The 17,411-nt window shown below is 69.6% G+C and carries 18 protein-coding genes; 12 read left to right on the forward strand and 6 right to left on the reverse strand.

The annotated features are described in order from the left end of the window. The first annotated feature begins 221 nt into the window (after positions 1-221). Genes OG622_RS26405 through OG622_RS26415 form a run of 3 tightly spaced genes read left to right on the forward strand, consistent with a single transcriptional unit; the run spans position 222 to position 2,270 of the window. Positions 222-797: an FABP family protein gene (locus tag OG622_RS26405; protein ID WP_371579093.1), complete on the forward strand. Its 576-nt coding sequence runs from the start codon at positions 222-224 to the stop codon at positions 795-797. Positions 798-812: 15 nt separating this feature from the next. Next, the gene (locus OG622_RS26410) at positions 813-1,295 is read left to right on the forward strand and encodes a Fur family transcriptional regulator (protein ID WP_371579094.1); all 483 of its coding nucleotides are present in this window, start codon (positions 813-815) and stop codon (positions 1,293-1,295) included. Positions 1,296-1,304: 9 nt separating this feature from the next. Then, positions 1,305-2,270 carry a folate-binding protein YgfZ gene (locus tag OG622_RS26415; protein ID WP_371579095.1) on the forward strand — a complete coding sequence of 322 codons (966 nt, stop codon included), beginning with the start codon at positions 1,305-1,307 and terminating at the stop codon, positions 2,268-2,270. 65 nt (positions 2,271-2,335) lie between these two features. Here the strand turns inward: OG622_RS26415 and dtd are convergent, their stop codons facing one another. Then, positions 2,336-2,761, reverse strand: coding sequence for a D-aminoacyl-tRNA deacylase (dtd, locus tag OG622_RS26420; protein ID WP_371579096.1), 426 nt, complete (start codon positions 2,759-2,761; stop codon positions 2,336-2,338). Positions 2,762-2,975: 214 nt separating this feature from the next. On the opposite strand from dtd, the gene OG622_RS26425 reads away from it, so the two are divergent. From OG622_RS26425 to OG622_RS26435, 3 genes are all read left to right on the forward strand, one after another. After that, the gene (locus OG622_RS26425; protein WP_371579097.1) at positions 2,976-3,611 is read left to right on the forward strand and encodes an AmfC protein; all 636 of its coding nucleotides are present in this window, start codon (positions 2,976-2,978) and stop codon (positions 3,609-3,611) included. A gap of 174 nt (positions 3,612-3,785) precedes the next feature. Beyond that, a complete protein-coding gene (locus tag OG622_RS26430) occupies positions 3,786-5,123 on the forward strand; it encodes a GNAT family N-acetyltransferase (RefSeq protein WP_371579098.1) in 1,338 nt (445 codons plus the stop codon). A 330-nt stretch (positions 5,124-5,453) separates the two neighbouring features. Beyond that, on the forward strand, positions 5,454-6,371 hold the full coding sequence (locus tag OG622_RS26435) for a winged helix-turn-helix domain-containing protein (protein WP_371579099.1): 918 nt from the start codon (positions 5,454-5,456) through the stop codon (positions 6,369-6,371). 27 nt (positions 6,372-6,398) lie between these two features. Here OG622_RS26435 and OG622_RS26440 read toward each other — a convergent pair whose 3' ends face one another. Continuing rightward, positions 6,399-6,590, reverse strand: a complete 192-nt coding sequence (locus OG622_RS26440; protein WP_037688367.1) for a hypothetical protein — start codon at positions 6,588-6,590, stop codon at positions 6,399-6,401. A gap of 194 nt (positions 6,591-6,784) precedes the next feature. Here OG622_RS26440 and OG622_RS26445 point away from each other — a divergent pair, with 194 nt between their 5' ends. After that, positions 6,785-7,648 (forward strand): GntR family transcriptional regulator, encoded by an 864-nt coding sequence (locus tag OG622_RS26445; RefSeq protein WP_371579100.1) that lies wholly within the window; start codon positions 6,785-6,787, stop codon positions 7,646-7,648. 29 nt (positions 7,649-7,677) lie between these two features. Then, a complete protein-coding gene (locus tag OG622_RS26450; RefSeq protein WP_371579101.1) occupies positions 7,678-8,397 on the forward strand; it encodes an HAD family hydrolase in 720 nt (239 codons plus the stop codon). On the opposite strand, the gene OG622_RS26455 is transcribed toward OG622_RS26450, so the two are convergent. Next, on the reverse strand, positions 8,388-8,558 hold the full coding sequence (locus tag OG622_RS26455; RefSeq protein WP_371579103.1) for a hypothetical protein: 171 nt from the start codon (positions 8,556-8,558) through the stop codon (positions 8,388-8,390). The genes OG622_RS26450 and OG622_RS26455 overlap by 10 nt on opposite strands. A gap of 185 nt (positions 8,559-8,743) precedes the next feature. Between OG622_RS26455 and OG622_RS26460 the strand changes: the two genes are divergently transcribed. Beyond that, on the forward strand, positions 8,744-9,604 hold the full coding sequence (locus OG622_RS26460; RefSeq protein WP_371579104.1) for a GntR family transcriptional regulator: 861 nt from the start codon (positions 8,744-8,746) through the stop codon (positions 9,602-9,604). Here the strand turns inward: OG622_RS26460 and OG622_RS26465 are convergent. Continuing rightward, positions 9,585-10,355, reverse strand: a complete 771-nt coding sequence (locus tag OG622_RS26465; RefSeq protein ID WP_371579105.1) for an HAD family hydrolase — start codon at positions 10,353-10,355, stop codon at positions 9,585-9,587. The genes OG622_RS26460 and OG622_RS26465 overlap by 20 nt on opposite strands. Positions 10,356-10,576: 221 nt before the next feature. Between OG622_RS26465 and OG622_RS26470 the strand changes: the two genes are divergently transcribed. The 3 genes from OG622_RS26470 to OG622_RS26480 all read left to right on the forward strand — a co-directional run bounded on the left by OG622_RS26470 (position 10,577) and on the right by OG622_RS26480 (position 14,705). Continuing rightward, positions 10,577-11,695 carry a phosphotransferase family protein gene (locus OG622_RS26470; RefSeq protein WP_371579106.1) on the forward strand — a complete coding sequence of 373 codons (1,119 nt, stop codon included), beginning with the start codon at positions 10,577-10,579 and terminating at the stop codon, positions 11,693-11,695. A 30-nt stretch (positions 11,696-11,725) separates the two neighbouring features. Continuing rightward, positions 11,726-12,343, forward strand: a complete 618-nt coding sequence (locus OG622_RS26475) for a TetR family transcriptional regulator (RefSeq protein WP_371579107.1) — start codon at positions 11,726-11,728, stop codon at positions 12,341-12,343. A gap of 145 nt (positions 12,344-12,488) precedes the next feature. After that, positions 12,489-14,705 carry an AAA family ATPase gene (locus OG622_RS26480; RefSeq protein ID WP_371579108.1) on the forward strand — a complete coding sequence of 739 codons (2,217 nt, stop codon included), beginning with the start codon at positions 12,489-12,491 and terminating at the stop codon, positions 14,703-14,705. Positions 14,706-15,057: 352 nt separating this feature from the next. Here OG622_RS26480 and OG622_RS26485 read toward each other — a convergent pair whose 3' ends face one another. Beyond that, positions 15,058-15,951, reverse strand: a complete 894-nt coding sequence (locus tag OG622_RS26485) for a nitroreductase/quinone reductase family protein (protein WP_371579109.1) — start codon at positions 15,949-15,951, stop codon at positions 15,058-15,060. A 526-nt stretch (positions 15,952-16,477) separates the two neighbouring features. Then, entirely contained in the window at positions 16,478-17,077 is a 600-nt protein-coding gene (locus OG622_RS26490; RefSeq protein WP_371579110.1) for a DinB family protein, read from the reverse strand. Positions 17,078-17,411: the final 334 nt, after the last annotated feature.

The following is a 17,411-nucleotide window of genomic DNA, read 5'->3' on the forward strand; positions in this document are numbered from 1 at the left end:
CCCACCTCACGGCGAACCCCGTGTCCCGGCCGCGTAAGCTGGGGCCCGGCCTTGTGCAGTACCGAATCCCCGCTCATCCGAGGAGCACCCCGTGGAACTCTTCTTCGAAATCCTGCTGGTCCTGGTCGCCGTGGGCGTTCTCGCCTTCGCCGGTCTGACCGTGAAGAAGCTGTACCAGGGCCAGCGCTGACCCACGTCGAGGACATCCAGGAACCGCATTCATGATCGAGATCCCGTCCGACCTGCACAAGGACCTCGTCCCCCTCGCCTTTCTGCTCGGCGACTGGGCGGGCGCGGGCGTCCACGACTTCCCCGGTGCCGAGAAGTGCAACTTCGGCCAGGAGGTCACCTTCACCCACGACGGCCGGGACTTCCTGGAGTACCACTCCCACACCTGGGTGCTGGACCAGGACGGCAACAAGGTCCGCCCGCTGGAGACCGAGTCCGGATTCTGGCGCATCGACGCCGACCGCAAGGTCGAGATCGTCATGACCCGTGACGACGGCGTCGTCGAGGTCTGGTACGGCGAGCTGGCCAAGCAGAAGCCGCAGATCGACGTGGTCACGGACGCGGTCGCGCGGACGGCGGCCTCGGGGCCCTACAGCGGCGGCAAGCGGCTGTACGGCTATGTGCACAGCGACCTGATGTGGGTGGGCGAGAAGTCGACGCCCGAGGTCGAACTGCGCCCCTACATGTCCGCGCACCTGAAGAAGGTCGTCACCCCCGAGGACGTCGAGCGCTGGGCCAAGGCCCTCCCGGACGACATGCCGGACGACGGCATCGCGTTCTTCAAGTAGTTCTAGACTCGTGGTGTGGTGAGCACCGACTGGAAGAGTGACCTCAGGCAGCGCGGCTACCGGCTGACGCCGCAGCGGCAGCTCGTGCTCGAAGCCGTGGACACCCTTGAGCACGCGACCCCCGACGACATCCTCGTGGAAGTGAGGAGGACGGCGTCGGGGGTCAACATTTCCACGGTCTACCGGACCCTGGAGCTCCTGGAGGAGCTCGGGCTGGTCAGCCATGCCCATCTGGGGCACGGGGCGCCGACGTACCACCTGGCCGACCGGCACCACCACATCCACCTCGTCTGCCGGGACTGCGCGAACGTGATCGAGGCGGATGTGTCGGTGGCGGCGGACTTCACGGCCAAGCTGCGCGAGACGTTCGGTTTCGACACCGACATGAAGCACTTCGCGATCTTCGGCCGCTGCGAGAACTGCTCCCGCAAGGGTTCGGCGGCCCAGAACCCGACGGCCGGGAGTTCGACTTCCAAGAGTTCAACTACCGAGTCGTAGGCTTGGCGTATGAAGAGCCCTCTGCTGTCCCTGCCCGGCGCCGTCCCAGCCGAGGGGGTCGACGAAGGTGTCGCCGCCCACTACGGGGACCTGTTCCGTGAACAGCGCGCCCTCGCCGACGGCACCGGCTTCGTCGACCTCTCCCACCGGGGCGTCTTCGCCGTCTCCGGCGAGGACCGGCTCAGCTGGCTGCACCTGCTCCTCACCCAGCACGTCAGCGAACTTCCCACGGGCGAGGCCACCGAGGCGCTGATCCTCTCCGCCAACGGCCACATCGAGCACGCGCTGTACCTGGTCGACGACGGCGCGACCGTCTGGGCCCACGTCGAGCCCGGCACCCAGGAGGCGCTGCTCGCGTACCTGGAGTCGATGAAGTTCTTCTACCGGGTCGAAGTGGCCGACAGGACGGGCGACTTCGCGGTCGTCCACCTCCCGGCCGGCTCGATCGCCGAGATCCCGCAGGGCACGGTCGTCCGCGAGACGCCGTACGGCCGCGATCTGTTCCTGCCGCGTGCCGACCTGGAGACGTACGCGGAGAAGGCGGCCCCCGCGGTGGGCCTTCTCGCGTACGAGGCGCTGCGCGTCGAGCACCACCTTCCCCGCCTCGGCTTCGAGACCGACCACCGCACCATCCCGCACGAGCTGGGCTGGATCGGTTCGGCGGTGCACCTGCAGAAGGGCTGCTACCGGGGCCAGGAGACGGTCGCCCGGGTCCAGAACCTCGGCAAGCCCCCGCGCCGCCTCGTCTTCCTGCACCTCGACGGCAGCGAGGTCCATCTCCCGCCGCGCGGCGCGGAGATCCGCCTCGCCGACGACGGCCCCGACGGCCGCAAGCTCGGCTTCATCACGACCTCGGCCCGCCACCACGAACTCGGCCCGGTGGCCCTCGCCCTGATCAAGCGCAACGTACCGGTGGACGCGAGGCTCATGGCCGACACGACGGCCGCGGCGCAGGAGACCGTCGTCGAGCCGTAGAGGCGTCACTCCGCGAGCGCCGGGTCGCGCCCCCTCCCTCCCGGCCCGCGGAGGCGTCCGGCGCCTCACATCTCCAGCAGCACCGTGAACGGCCCGTCATTCGTCAGAGCGACCCGCATCTTCGCGCCGAACCGTCCGGTCGCCACCGTCGCCCCCAGCGCCCGAAGCTGCGCGACGACCTCCTCCACCAGCGGCTCGGCGACATCGCCGGGCGCCGCCGCGTTCCAGGTGGGCCGGCGTCCCTTCCGGGCGTCGCCGTACAGCGTGAACTGGCTGATCACCAGCAGTGGCGCGTCGATGTCGCTGCACGACTTCTCGTCGTGCAGCATCCGCACGGACCACAGCTTGCGGGCCAGCTGCGCCGCCTTCTCCTTGGTGTCGTCATGTGTCACCCCCACAAGGGCGCACAGCCCCTCGCCCTCGATCGCCCCGACCGTCTCGCCGTCCACGACGACGCTCGCACCGTCGACCCTCTGCACCACCGCACGCATGCCGACCATCATGCCGCCGCCGTCCACCAGGGCGCGCGAGGGGTCCCCCTTACGGGGGGTTTGTGATCACGAGGGTTTGAAGAGTGCTTTGCCCGGTCTTTCTCATTGTTCCATTACCGACCATCTGGGGTGGATCGCGGGGACTCGGTCACATAGCGGCCACTCGGAGTGGCACCATGCTCACACAACCCGGTCGAGGGGACGGTTGAGGCGCATGAGCACATCGAGTACAGGGCAGCCCCCAGGGACTGCGACGTTCACCCGTACGAATCCGGGGCCCGGCCCCGGCGTCCGCCGGCCACCGGTCCAGCGCACCGACAGCGGACCACTGCCGCCGCCGGACCCGGCCGAGCACGAACTGTCCCGGCTACGGCTGCCCGAACTGCGCACACTGCGCCGGGACGCCCAGCGGGACGAGGCCGATCTCAGCTATCTGCGGCGGCTGCTCCAGGGCCGTATCGACATCCTGCGCGCCGAACTGGTCCGCCGGGGCGGCGCGCAGGACCCCACAGCACCAGGGGATCCGGCGGCGCTGGTCGACCGGCTGTCGGCGATCCTCACGGACGCCCCGGCCCGGCACCGTTCCTCGGCCCGCCACGTCACCGTGGGCACACCGTACGGAGAGGAGCACCGCCGGCTCGCCGCCGAGATGCTCGACGAGGTCGAACTCTCCGACCTCCAGGCCCGCACCGACGACGAACTCACCGTCGGCCTCGCCCGTCTCGTCCACCACGAGCAGCAGATCTCCAGCCGCCGCCAGCGCCTCCAGCGCACCGCCGACGACTGCAGCGCCGAGATCGCCCGCCGCTACCGAGAGGGCGAGGCCCAGGTGGACGACCTGCTGATCTGATCGACGGAGGTGATCCCCTGGAAGGCCAGGCCCGAAGGGCCGTGCCTTCCAGGGCGCGGGGAACTGCGCGACCAGGCCCCACCGGCCCCACCGAAGCCGCGGCCGGGGGCGGAGGGGCGGCGGGGGCGAGAAAACCCCGAGACACACCGCGGAGCACCCCCCTAGCGTGGCCCTATGAGCTCCTCCCACGACATAGCCGTACGCCCCGTCACAGAGGACGAGATCCCGGCCTGGCTGAACGCCCTCAACACCGGCTTCCTCCGCGCCCCGGAATCCCTCTCCGAGCAGGAGCTCAAGAACCGCTCGGCCCACATCGACCCACCCCGCACCCTCGCCGCGTTCGACGAGTCCCGCACCCACGCCCCCCTCACCCCCACCGACACCACCCAGGTCGTCGCGACCTACCGCTCCTTCCCGCAGGAGCTGACAGTCGTCGGCGGCCGAACCGTCCCCGCCGACGCCATCTCGAACGTCACGGTCAGCCCCACCCATCGCCGCCGAGGTCTCCTCACCCGGATGATGGCCCACGACCTCACCGCCGCGAAGGACCGCGGCGACGTCGTCGCCACCCTGATCGCCGCCGAGTACCCGATCTACGGCCGCTACGGCTTCGGTCCCGCCACCTGGACCACCGAGTGGACCGTCGACGTACCCCGCACCGGCCTGGACCCCCGCTGGTCCGGCCCGGCGGACGGCGGCCGGGTCGACCTCGTCGACGGCGCGGCCGTACGCTCCCTCGGCCCCGCCCTCCACGACCGCCTCCGCCACGCCCAGCCCGGCGCGGTGAGCCGTGACGAGCGCTGGTGGCGGGTCAACACCGGTGACCTGCGGGTCCACGGCTCCTGGGACGAGCCGTTCTACGCGGTGTACCGTTCGGCGGCCGGTGAGATCGAGGGCCTCGTCTCGTACGAGGCGGACGACACCTGGCAGATGAAGCAGCCGCAGAACACGGCCGACGTCAACTGGCTGATCGCGACGACCCCGGCCGCCGAGCGCGCCCTGTGGCACTACCTCTGCTCGATCGACTGGATCACCAAGGTCAAGTCCGGCTGGCGGGCCCCGGACGACCTCCTCCCGAACTTCTTCCCCGACCCGCGCGCCGTGAGCGTCACCACCCAGGCGGACTGGCTGTGGGTGCGGATCCTGGACGTCGTACGGGCGCTGGAGGCCCGCACGTACGCGGGGACCGGGACGCTGGTGCTGGAGGTCGTGGACCGAGTCGTGGACCGACGGGGGTCCTCCCGCTCAAGCGGAGTCGAGAGTGGGGGAGGCTTCGCGGGCGGGCGTTATCGGCTGGACGCGGGCCCGGACGGGGCGAGTTGTGTGCCGACGAGGGAGGACGGGGACCTCGTCCTGGAGGCCGCGGATCTGGCGGCGCTGTGGCTGGGCGACGAGTCGGCCGTACGGCTCACCGCGCTCGGCCGGGTGCGGGAACAGCGGAAGGGCGCCGCCTCCGTAGCCGACGCCCTGCTGCGGACGTCCAGGCGCCCATGGTGCCCGGACCTCTTCTGAGACCTTTCCTTGCGTGTGCTCCTGGTGTGTGTGCGGAATCCGTAGCTGTTCAGTTGTGGTTGTGGCTGCGCATTCAGTTGTGGCTGAACCATTCAGTTGTGGCTGTGCGGACCGGTCGGACTCCCGGCTCCCCTCCGGAGAGGAGGTCGATCGGTCGGTCTCGGGTGTAGCTGTCGAGTCGCTCTCGATGTCACTGGTGTCGCCAACCATCTGAAATCTTGACCATGTTGTGAAAGTTGGCGACCAACTCCAACTTACTTATCTCCACTTGGAGTCGTCTCATAACCACCTTCCCATGAACTGCACAAAGATGGCGAGAAGTTGTAGTGTTTGTTCGTGGAGCGGGAACGCACGGCCGTCGATGGGCGGAAGTCGTCACAGCGGCCCCAGAGGTCACATCGCGAGGTGGCCGACGTGTTGCGCGGCCGGATCAGGTCCGGCGAGCTGCGACCGGGACAGCGCATGCCCACACAGGCGAAGCTGGCCGACGAGTTCGGCGTGGAGCGCGGGGCCGTACGACAGGCCTTGCGCATCCTGCAGTCGGAGCACCTGCTCACCAACGTTTCCAAGGGCAGCCCGGCGACTGTGGCCCCACGTGTGGGAGCGGCGGCCGTCGGCGGGCCGGGAGCGGCGCCGCGGCCCACGATGGTGGAGCTTGCCCCTCGCATATCCGCCGCCTTCGCGACCCCGCATGTGAAGATCGACGCCCTCTGTCTGACGTCCGTGTCCCTCACGCTCGCCGTGGGTGAGTCGTTGCGCGAGATTCACGCGGGGCGTATAAATCCGGCCAGGGTCGACGTCCGGGTGATGCTGCCCAGCCGTGACATCCCGCTCGCCTTCCCGACCCCGGTCGATGCCTCGGTCGACGGCCGGCTGCAGCGCCGCTGGCTCGCCCAGCGCAACGCGCAGGGGCAGGTCCTGAAGCACAACCTGCTGGCCCTGCGGTCCACGCACGGCATAGACGTCCATGTCTCGTTCCGTGCGCTGCCCTTCACCCCACCCGTGAAGCTGTACCTCCTCAATGGCCGGGAGGCGCTGTTCGCGTACTACACGGTCCAGCGGAAGGAGGCCGAAGTGGACAGTGAGCAGCTGGAGATGTACGACGCCGAGGGCACCCAGTCCACGCTGTTCGCGTTCGAGCGGAGCGGGGCGGACACCCCGCGGGACACGAGCTTCGTCGAGCAGTCCGGCCTGTGGTTCAACGCGCTGTGGGAGACCATCAGTTCGGACCTGCTGCTCACGACCTGACAGCCGTCACAGGGCGGGGTTCCCGCCTCACATCGCGGGGCCGGTGAACATCAGCGCGAGGATGACCGCGCCGATCGAGCTGCACGTGTGGTTGTTCGCCTTCAGCCCGATCGTGAGGAACAGCAGGCCGACGGCTCCCATCGTGCCGAAGCGCCACTCGACGAATCGCTGGAAGACGATGACGGCGAGGGCGGAGATGAGGGCGATGGCAGCAGGCATGGTGGTACCTCCTCCGAGGGGCCGGGGCGGGCGAGGGCCGAGATGTCGAAGAACTTCCGCCAACTCGACCAAGTTGGCAACCAACTTTGTTTAAATGGTTCCCACTTGGTCCATGTTCATAACCACCTTGCCGTGAACTCCCAAAAGATGGATGAGAGTTGTAGCGTTTGGTCGTGACCCAGGAGAACGTTGCAGTGAACGGCAGCAGAAAGCTCTCGTCCCAGGAGATCGCCGCCACCCTGCGGGACCGCATCCGCGGCGGCGACCTCAGGCCCGGCGAGCGCCTGCCCACCCAGGCCGAACTGGCGGAGGAGTTCGGCGTGGAGCGCGGCACGGTCCGTCAGGCGCTGCGCGCGCTGCAGGAGGACGGGCTGCTGAGCAACGTGAGCAAGGGGAGTCCGCCGAGGGTCGCCGAGGCCGTCAATGCCGCGAGGGACGAGCCGCAGCCGACGATGGTGGGCCTCGGCCCCCGCCTCGGCGCGGCCTTCTCGGCGCCGCACGTCCGCGTCGACGCGGCCTGCCTCACCGCCGAGACCCTGATGCTGGCCCTCGGCGAACCGGTCCGCCGCATCCATGAGGGAACGATCCGTCCCGAGTCCATCGACGTACGCATCCTCCTCCCCTCCCGGAAGATCAACCTGGCGTTCCCGGTCCCGGTGGAGCAGCGGGGCGAGGACGACATGGAGGACCCGGTCCACAAACGCTGGCTCGACCAGCGCAACGCCCAGATCCGCGTCCTGCGCCACAACCTCCTGGCCCTGCGCACCTCCCACCAGCTCGACGTCCGCGTGGCCTTCCGCGCGCTGCCCTTCACTCCGCCCGTCAAGCTCTACCTCCTCAACGGCGAGGAGGCCCTGATCGCCTACTACATGCTCATGAAGCGAGAGGAGCAGATGGCGGACGGCCCCCTGCAGATGTACGACGCCTTCGGGACCCAGTCCCTCCTCTTCTCCTTCGAGAAGGAGACCAGCCTCCGCGACGCCGCCTTCGTCGATCAGTCCCAGCAATGGTTCAACGCCCTCTGGGAAACCATCACCACGGACCTGACACTCTCCTAGTGACTCCTGATACGGCACAGACTGAACCGGTGACAGTAGAGACAGAGTCCCTTCGAGAACTGATCACTCCCGTCCGCTTCGTGCTCTGGGACCTGGACGGGCCGATCTGTCGACTGTTTTCCGGGCATCCCGCGCACCAAGTGGCCCGAGACCTGGTGGAGTTGATCGACCAGCGCGGGCTGGGCGGCCTGCTGACGGAGCGGGAGCGGAGTACGGCCGACCCCCAGGTCGTACTCCTGGGCCTGAGCCGGCGCCATCCGAGCAGCGACCTGATCATCGACCTGGAGAAGTGGCTCACCCAGCAGGAGCTGACCGCCGCGCCGAAGGCCTTCCCCACCACCTGGGCCGACCCGCTCATCCGCACCTGGTCGCGGCGGGCCAGATTCGCCATCACCACCAACAACTCGGCGCTCGCGGCGGCCCGTTACATCGAGTCCCGCGGCCTCACCGACTGCTTCCCCTACATGTACGGCCGCACCCGCGACCTCGACCTGATGAAGCCGCACCCCCACACCCTGCGCCAGGCCCTCAACGCGATGGGCGCCGACCCGTCCCGCACCCTGATGCTCGGCGACGCCCCCACCGACTTCGAGGCAGCCCGCGAAGCGGGCGTCCCCTTCCTCGGCTACGCGCGTAACGACGGCAAGCTCAAGGCGCTCCGGGAGGTGGGCGTGCCGCTCTCGTCCACGGTGGACTCGCTGAAGCCCGTACTGGACGTGCTGCGCGCTCAACTTCCGGATCAGGCCTGAACCATCAGCAGGACGAAGAGAAGGACGGCCCACCAGGGCCAGGCCGGACGCTCCCGGCCCACCCGCACGGCCACCAGCACGGTGACCAGGAGCGCCAGGCCGAGCGGGCCGAGCGCCTTCCCCACCAGGTGACCTGCGGTGAATTGGACTGCTGCGCGCACTAATTCCCACATGACCATGTTCTCCACCCCGTTCTGCCCGTTGCGTCACCGGCCAGTCCAATTGGTCGGTGATGGGCCTGTGATTGGTATTCCCGATTGGGCTGATCCCTTAACAAGCAGCCCAGTTGGGGTGCTTGTTGACTGGAACTGGTTTGCTTGCAGGTTCTCGGCGGTACGGTCGGGGTGTGGGTGATGCGCAGACCGGCGAGGGCGGCGGCAGCAAGTTCGAGCGTGTCCTGGAGACGCTGCGGGCTCGGATGGCGGACGGCACGTATCCGGTCGGGGCGTCTCTTCCCCCGCAGCGGCAGCTTGTCGAGGAGCTGGACGTCTCTCGTGACACCGTCCAGCGGGTCCTGGCCAGGTTGAGCGAGGAGGGCTGGGTCGAGTCCCGGCAGGGGAGTGGAACCCGGGTTCTGGAAGCTCAGCAGGTGCGGCCTTCGGGAGCGGGCAGGGTGACACTGCGCTCGTTCTTCGACTCCGCCTTTGAGCAGAGTGAAGTGCTCCTGGACATCCACACGCTGACGTCGGAGTCCTTGAGCACACACATCCGTCTACAGGCTGAACGGGTTCGTGAAAGGGAGACAGCGCCCGATCGCATTGTTCTGCGCATGCTGTTGCCCCGGGACTCGACGCCACTGCCGTACCCGACGGCCAGAGGATGCCAGGACGACCCGCGGCCTCAGGAACGCCTTCGTGAGATCACCAGGGTGCATGAAGCATCGCTGCGAGAGGCGCTGGAGGATCTCCAGCGAGGAGGCTTCGTCCCGCATGTCGACGTCGTGACCCGGTACGCGCCGCTCACCCCGACCTTCAAGGTCTATCTGCTCAACCGGACCGAGGCGCTGCACGGTTTCTACACGGTGGTCGAGCGCACGATCTCGGTGGGCGATGAGGAGATCGAGGCCCGCGACGTGCTCGGCCTGGGCGCCACACTGACCCACCACGTCAAGGACACCGACTCGTCGTCCCGGGGGGCCGACTTCGTGGACGCCGCGCAGGCCTGGTTCGACTCGGTCTGGGACATGCTCACGGACGAAGACGGCTGACCGGGGCAGGGGCGCACGCCGCGATGAGCTGAGCGTGCGACGCGACCACGCCCTGCGCACCCTCCCGGTGCAGGAGCCGGCCCCGCTCGTGATCCGTCGAGTACCCCAGGAACCCGACCTCCGCGGACACGGCCGCCTGGAGGTCGGTGAGCTGGTCGCCGACCATGACGGCGGCATCCGGGCTCATGCGGCCCAGGCATTCCAGGGCACGACGCACCGAACTCGGATCGGGTTTCATACAGCGTGGTTCACGCGGATCACGGCCGCAGACCGCCTCGAACTTCCGGGACATCCCGTGAAGTTCGAGAAACTTCCGCACGGGTCCTTCGGCGTTGTTCGTCACGACCGCCAGACGCTTCCCCTGGCCGAGCAGGGTGTCCAGCAGGAGCTGGATGCCCGGCGCCGGCACCGCCGAGCGCGCGGCCTCGTACTCGTACCGCGTGACGATGTCGTTCGCCGCGCTCAGTGCTGTCGGGTCGAGGACGGCATCCCCCCTTCGGTCCAGCATGTCCCTGAGGAAGTGAAGGATGCCGTGCGAGTCGTCGCATGCCTCTACGGCGGGATCGAGCGAGTTCCACTTCTTCCGTGCCATGGCCTTGATCTCCAGGGCGACGGGCTGGGTCGACCGCCCTGCGAACAGGTCGCAGACGGGGCCGTCGAAGTCGAAGAGCACGGCTCGGGCCCTGCCGAGGAGCCGCCGCAGCCGCGGCGGTTCGGTCGTCTCGCTGAGCGTGGGGTTCATCGCTGTCATCGTGGTGAGTGTGGTGCAGACGGCCACCCGCCTCGGGGACGGGCGGCCTTCGGGCAGGCGCTCGAATGCGTGCCTATACGGGTCCGGGCGCGTGAGCGTTCAACCAGTGGACCGACACCGGCGAACTCACCGCTTCTGGCACGATGCTCGCCCACGGAGGAGTACCGTGCCTCCACTTCCTTGATTTCACCACTGGTGCGACCACGGCGAGAGAACGGGCAATGCCAGCTGAATCGGATTCCACGGGGCGGCGCCGCGCCGGTGAGATGAGCGCCGTCCCGGACGAGGTGGAGGGACCGCTCAGCGGCTACCACCACGAGACGTATGTCTTTCGGCTGCCGGTCGAGTCCAGGGTCGGTGGGGGCGGGCGCTGGAAGTGCCGTGAGCCGCGCGAGAGCCTGCTGTGGTTCGACCGGCGCTGCTTCGACTCGGAGGAACGCCTCCTCACCGAGCTTCAGGGACACATCGACAACATTCCCGATCTCATCGAGGTCGAGGGCACGGTCCTCCAGCGGTTCATCGAGGGAGACACCCTCGGGGCGCTCCACGCGTCCGGTACGACGGTCCCCGACGAGGAGTTCGAGCAGATCCTCACCCTGTTCCGGCAACTCGTCGCCGTCAGACCCCGGACCCTTCTGGTGAAGCGGAGGTGCGAGCGGCGGGACCGCGCGCGGGAGAGCGACAGCGCCGGATTCCTCGACCGACTGATCCACTTCACCGAAGAGCGCGTGTACGGCGACAACCTGCCGGAGTACGGGGAGCTGTTCACGGACCTGAAGCTGGACTCCGACTCCTTCAAACAGCTCAGAAAGCATGTCGCCGGCCTGCGGGAGCGCCCGTTCTGCCTCCTCCACGCCGATCTCCACCGCGAGAACCTCATCGTCGACCGCGAGCGCCGGCTCTGGGCGATCGACTGGGAACTCGCGATGTTCGGCGATCCGCTCTACGACCTGGCCACCCATCTGTATCTGATGCGGTACCCGGCGGAGCAGGAACGGCGGGTGACGGAGCGGTGGTGCGCGCTCGTCGAGGATGTCCGGCCGGGGAGTTCGAGGGGCTGGCGGGAGGATCTGCCGAAGCTGCTCGACTACAAGAAGGCGCAGTCGGTGTTCACCGACGTGATCCGCACCTCGCAGTCCCTGCGCCTGGAGCCGAAGGTGGACCGGAGCCTGCTGCGCGGCGCGACCTGGACGGTCTGGGACGTGCTGAGCAGAGGCGCGCGGCCCCTGGGCGTCGAGGAGGTGCCGAGCGTGACGGTGATCGAAGCCGCGCTCGCCCGATGGCTCCAAAGGCATGGCGTTGGCCTGCGGTCACGGCGACAGGATCGAGTCGGATCGTAGGCGTGCAGGGGCACGCATAGGCTCGACGGCATGAGTGAGACCGGCCTGCGGGAGCGTAAGAAGCGGCGGATGTACGAGACCGTGTCGGAGGTCGCGATCCGGCTGTTTCTCGAGAAGGGGTTCGACGCGGTGTCCGTGGCCGAGGTGGCCGCGGCGGCGGAGATCTCGAAGCCGACGCTCTTCCGGTACTTCCCGGCGAAGGAGGACCTCGTGCTGCACCGGATCGCCGATCACGAGGACGAGACCGCGCGCGTGGTCGCGGGGCGGGCCGAGGGGGAGTCGGTGGTGGGGGCGGTGCGGGCGCACTTTCTGGCGGGGCTGGCCCGGCGGGACCCGGTGACCGGGCTGAACGACCACCCGCAGGTGCTCGCGTTCCACCGGCTGCTCTACGGCACGCCGTCGCTGGTCGCGCGGGCCTACGGCCATCTGGAGCGCGCCGAGGCCACGCTCGCCGAGGTGCTCGGGGGCGGGCTCGACGCGCGGGTCGCCGCCGGTCAGATCGTGGCCGTACGGCGGGTGCTCGCGGAGGAGAACCGGCGGCGGGTCGAGCGGGGGGAGCCGGTGGAGGTGGTCGAGCGGGACGCCGTAGCCGCCGCTGAGAGGGTGTTCGGGCGGCTGGAGGGGGCACTTCCGCTTGGGGTGGGCTGAGGGGGCTCGGGTTCGGGTCCGGGTGGTCTGGGGGCGGTTCTGGGTTCGGGTTGGCCTGAGCGGGCGGGTTGCGTGGCGCACTCTCGATGCTTGAGGCTCGGTAAAGAATTTAACTCGGTTTCTTTATTTCGGTACGCTCGGCGGAATGACGCCTCCCGAACCTCCCGTCGACCCCGCCCTTCGGCATGCCCTCACCCGCGAGCGGGCGTATCACGACACCTGCCGCGCGGCCCTCGCCGCCATGGTCGAGGGGGCGGGGGAGCAGGTCGTCGTCGGGGAGGACGTCTCCGCGTCGGGGGCCGACGCCGAGGTGCTCGGGTATCGGCTGCGCAGTCGTGCCAAGGAGATGCGTGAGCTGCCGGAGGGGCCGTTGTTCTTCGGGCGCCTCGACTTCGCCGCGCACGCCACGAGCGACCACGCCGGACAGAGCTATCACGTCGGTCGGTTGCGGATCAGTGAGGATCCGGCCGTGCCGCCCCTCGTCGTGGACTGGCGGGCGCCGGTGTCGCGGGCCTTCTACCAGGCGAGTTCCCGTGATCCCCGAGGTGTGGCCGTCCGACGTCGCTTCGGGTGGGCGCAGGGCGGTCGAGGGGACTCGGCCGACCTCACGGGGCTGGAGGACGAGCACCTGGACCGCCGGGGCGTCGCGAACGACCGGGGCCGCGCCTCACCGGGCGACCTGGGCAGCCCGGGAGGCTCGGGCAGCCCAGGAGGCCCGGGAGGTCCAGGCAGCCCGGGAGGCGCAGGAGGCCCGGGAGGCCTTCTCGCCGTCGAGATCGAGCGGCCCCGTCTCGGTCCCATGCGGGACATCGCCGCCACCATCCAGCCGGAGCAGGACGACCTGGTGCGGGCGGATCTCGGCACCTCCGTCTGCGTGCAGGGCGCCCCGGGCACCGGCAAGACGGCCGTCGGGCTGCACCGCGCCGCGTACCTCCTCTACACGTACCCGCAGCGCATCCGCCGCGGCGGACTGCTGATCCTCGGGCCGAACCGCACCTTCCTCTCCTACATCGCGGAGGTCCTGCCGGCGCTGGGCGAGACGGGCGTACGCCAGTCGACGGTCACGGACGAGATCGCCCGGCACCCGGTCACGGCGGAGGACGACGAGCGGGCGGCGGTCGTGAAGCACGACGCCCGGATGGCGGGGGTGCTCCGCCGGGCCCTGTACGCCGGTGTCGCGGGCGGCGGCGGGCCCGGAGAGCGGTTCGACTCCCTGGTCCTGTCCGAGGGTTCGTACCGCTGGCGGGTGTCCGGAGACGAACTGCGACGGATCGTGGCGGACGTGCGGGCGGAGGAGCTGCCCTACGACATCGGTCGTGAACGTGTCCGGGCGCGGGTCGTGCGGCTGCTGCAGATGCAGGCGGAGCGGCGGGCCGGGCCGCGCCCGAACGCGTGGGTGTACCGGATCTCGCGCTCGCGGCCGGTCGGCGTGTACGTCGAAGCCGTATGGCCGAAGGCGCGGCCGGAGGAGGTGGTGGCGCGGCTGCTCGGGGACCCGGACGCGCTCGCCGACGCGGCGGAGGGGCTGCTCGACGCGGACGAGCGGAAGGCCGTCTCCTGGACGAAGCCCCCGCGCACGTGGCGGTCGGCGCGCTGGTCGGCCGCCGATCTCGTCCTCCTCGACGAGGTCGCGGGGCTCCTCGCCCACCCCGACGGTTACGGCCATGTCGTCGTCGACGAGGCCCAGGACCTCTCTCCGATGGAGTGCCGCGCGATCGCCCGCCGAGCCGCCTACGGCTCGGTGACCGTCCTGGGTGACCTGGCCCAGGGGACGACCCCCTGGGCGGCCCCCGACTGGCCCCGACTCCTCGCCCACCTGGGCAAGCCGGACGCCCACGTCATCCCCCTCACCACCGGATTCAGGGTGCCGCAGGCCGTCGTAGGGCTGGCGAACGGGCTGCTGGGGCGCCTGGGGGTGGACGTGCCCGCCGCTCGGTCCCTGCGGAGGGACGGGGAGCTGCGGATCAGGAGGGTCGACGGGGTGGAGGCGGGGGGTGCGGAGGCCGGGGGTGAGGACGCGGGAGGCGCGGGTGCCGTCGTCGAGACCGTCGCCGCCGTGCGGGACGCGCTCGCTCGTGAGGGGTCCATCGGGGTCATCACGGCCGATGGACCGGATGTCGTACGCCTGCGGGAGGCCCTCGGCGAGGCGGGGGTCGCGACGGGCGGTACAGGTGAACTCGGCGCGCGCGTCACCGTGTTGGGCGCCGGAGAGGCGAAGGGACTTGAGTACGACCACGTCGTGGTCGTCGAGCCGGCCGCGATCGTGGCCGCGGAGGGGCGGGGGCTGCACCGGCTGTACGTCGTGCTCACGCGCGCGGTGTCGCGGCTCGACGTGGTGCACGCGCGTGCCCTGCCGTGGTGAGCGACCGGGCGGGCGCGGCACGGGCGCCGACGGTGCCCCGTATTCCGGGTGTCGCCGCGATGACTCGTGCTGTGGGTACCGTCGGATGACTGACTCGTGCCGCACGTGTCGCGACAGGCTGTGTCAGGTGACGCGACAGGCTGGGTCACGGAAACCGTGTTACCGGAAGGCGGCGGAGTCATGACGGTGCCGGCACCTTGATGATCGGGGCCGTGGCTACGGTGAGCGGTGCCGGTGAGCGGCGCGCACGCGAGCCCGATCTCCCTCCCCCCAGGGGGCTCGCGCGCCGCTCACCGGTTGTTTTCGAGGTTTCGCGTGCCTGCCTCCGCGCGCCCCTCCACCCACCGACCGCTCAGGATGTCGTCGGCACCGTCACGGCGTCGAGCGCGGGGATCAACTGCTCCTCCTCGTAGGTGAGATGGGCTTCGAGTTCATCGATGAGGCGCTCCACCTCGGGGAGTACGGCGTCGGGGCGTACGGCGTCGGGGCGTGCGGCGTCGGGGTCGGCGTTCTCGGCCGTCACGACCCGGCGCAGTTGCTCGGCGAGGGCGGCGATCCGCTCGTGCTCCTCGTGAAGGCGGGTGAGCGCCGGGGCCAGCTCCGGGTGGCGGTCGGAGAGGTAGGGGAAGAGGCCGATGTCCTCGCCGGTGTGGTGGTTGTGGAGACCCTGGCAGAACGTGAGGCAGTTGACGCGGAGCTGGGCGCCGAGCCCGGCCCGGCCGTTGCTCGCGATCAACTCCTCTTTGATCAAAGCGAGTTCGCGGCGAAAGGCGTCATGGACGACCTTGATGGCCTCGCCCATGGAGCCGGCGTTGATGTTCGGAGGACCGGCCACGGGGACCTCGCGCAGGGCGACGACCGGGATCGTACGGTCCGTCTTCGCCTGGTACTCGGCCCATCCCGGCTCGGCCTCGACCGCCCGCGCGAACGCCAGGTCCCGCTCCTCGCCGGCCAGTACGACGGCCTCGGCCTCGTAGGTGAACGCCCCTGTCTCCACGGTGACATGGGGCTCGGCGGTGATGTTCCGGTACCAGTCGGGGTGCTTGGGCGATCCTCCGGCCGACGCGATGACCAGGATCGTGCCGTCGCCGTCGGGGAGGTAGCCGAGGGGAGTGGTGTGCCGGTTGCCGCTGCGGGTGCCGGTGGTGGTCAGGAGGATCAGACGGGCGCCCTCGAAATAGCCGCCGACCTCGCCGTGATGGGTGCGGAACTCATCGATGACCTGCTGGTTGAAGGGGTTGGGCATTCTCTGCTTTCCATGGATGGCGACAACGGGTGTCGCGGAATTGGGGCAGGGGTGATTGCCGCAGGGCGCGCGTCGGTAAGTGGCCGCTGGCATGCATGCCGTTGGAATGCATACCGGTGGAATGCGAGCCGACGGGATGCATGTCGACGGGATGCGTGGCGACAGAGGTGCGTCGACGGAATGCGTGGTGGAGGTTTCGCGGCGGGGCGCGGTGCCGTACGGCACGGCTCCGCGCGTTGCGTCACCACGTGGCGCGCGTTGCGGTGTGAGAGTTCGGTGCGCGGTACTTCAGCAGGCGGACCCCTGGCCCGCCCCGGCCTCACTCGGAGGCCGGGCAACCAATCCGCTCACGGCTCAAGGCCGACCCGGCAGTCATACGCCAACGATAAGGGGAGGGGGTGAGGGCGGGCAATGTGTATTCGGCCTGAAGTCAGGCGCATTCGGGAGGTCGGAAAGTGCTCAGAATCGGACAGCGCTCAGAATCGGACAGTGCCCAGAATAGGAACGACCTCTCGATCGGCCCGAGTCACGCCTTTCGTTCGGCCTCCTTGGCCGCGTCTTCCAGTCGGCCGCGATAGTCCTCCCACCACGCCGGGTCGCTCGACGGGATGCTCGTGTTGCCCTCGTTCATGCCGACCGCGCCGTCGAGGAGTTCCCGGAGGATGTCGGCGTGCCCGGCGTGCCGGTGGGTGTCGGCGATCACGCGGACGACGGCGTGGTGCAGCGTCACCTCGTCCTTGCCGTCGGGCCACCACGGCACCCGGCCGACGGTGTCCAGCGCCAGCGCGTCGAGGGTCGCGTCCGCGTGGGCCCAGGCCCGGCGGTAGAGGCCCACGATGTCCTCGCGGGACTCGTCGGCTGTGGCCCACATGTCCCCGTTGGGCTCGGCGTCGCTGTCGAGCCAGGGCAGCGGTTCGCCCGACGGGCGCCCGAAGGTGTCGCCGAGGTAGCCCAGTTCGACACCGGCCGCGTGCTTCACCAGCCCCAGGAGGTTGGTGCCGGTCGGGGTCAGCGGGCGGCGGGCGTCGTACTCCGACAGCCCTTCGAGCTTCCACAACAGGGCATCGCGGGCGGACCGCAGGTAGAAGCGGAGGTCGGCCTTGGCGTCCGGAGCGGCGGTGGTCATGAGGCAAGTCTGCCGCTCACACGATCTTTGTCCACCGCCTCGCGCGAACGCCGGAGATGTGAGCCGGTCAGTGGGCTCAAGGCCATGGACGCGTTCTTACCGTTCCTGATCTCGGCGGGCGGCTTCGCCGAGGCCACGCCGCTGAGCCGGTGCCGCGCGCCGGGCCTTGCCGCCGGACAGCTCGTTCGGCCCGCCCGAAGTCCGGACGCTGATCCGTGGACACCGTGCCGCTGATCGTGGGAGGCGTCGTCGAGCTGGGCGTCATCGTCCTCCTGGCGGATCGGATGCCGCTGGCGATGGAGGCCAGGGGCTGGATCCACTGGCGCAGGACCAA

Origin of the sequence: Streptomyces sp. NBC_01314 (genome assembly GCF_041435215.1) — a bacterium.
In the GTDB taxonomy this organism is placed as follows: Bacteria; Actinomycetota; Actinomycetes; order Streptomycetales; family Streptomycetaceae; genus Streptomyces.

Excerpts from the sequence above, each read along its gene's own strand:
- OG622_RS26430 (WP_371579098.1), top strand. The coding sequence starts at position 3,786 with ATGAGCTCCTCCCACGACATAGCCGTACGCCCCGTCACAGAGGACGAG.
- OG622_RS26475 (WP_371579107.1), top strand. The coding sequence starts at position 11,726 with ATGAGTGAGACCGGCCTGCGGGAGCGTAAGAAGCGGCGGATGTACGAG.
- OG622_RS26440 (WP_037688367.1), bottom strand. The coding sequence starts at position 6,590 with ATGCCTGCTGCCATCGCCCTCATCTCCGCCCTCGCCGTCATCGTCTTC.
- OG622_RS26465 (WP_371579105.1), bottom strand. The coding sequence starts at position 10,355 with ATGACAGCGATGAACCCCACGCTCAGCGAGACGACCGAACCGCCGCGG.
- OG622_RS26425 (WP_371579097.1), top strand. The coding sequence starts at position 2,976 with ATGAGCACATCGAGTACAGGGCAGCCCCCAGGGACTGCGACGTTCACC.
- OG622_RS26480 (WP_371579108.1), top strand. The coding sequence starts at position 12,489 with ATGACGCCTCCCGAACCTCCCGTCGACCCCGCCCTTCGGCATGCCCTC.
- OG622_RS26405 (WP_371579093.1), top strand. The coding sequence starts at position 222 with ATGATCGAGATCCCGTCCGACCTGCACAAGGACCTCGTCCCCCTCGCC.
- dtd (WP_371579096.1), bottom strand. The coding sequence starts at position 2,761 with ATGCGTGCGGTGGTGCAGAGGGTCGACGGTGCGAGCGTCGTCGTGGAC.
- OG622_RS26415 (WP_371579095.1), top strand. The coding sequence starts at position 1,305 with ATGAAGAGCCCTCTGCTGTCCCTGCCCGGCGCCGTCCCAGCCGAGGGG.
- OG622_RS26470 (WP_371579106.1), top strand. The coding sequence starts at position 10,577 with ATGCCAGCTGAATCGGATTCCACGGGGCGGCGCCGCGCCGGTGAGATG.
- OG622_RS26490 (WP_371579110.1), bottom strand. The coding sequence starts at position 17,077 with ATGACCACCGCCGCTCCGGACGCCAAGGCCGACCTCCGCTTCTACCTG.
- OG622_RS26485 (WP_371579109.1), bottom strand. The coding sequence starts at position 15,951 with ATGCCCAACCCCTTCAACCAGCAGGTCATCGATGAGTTCCGCACCCAT.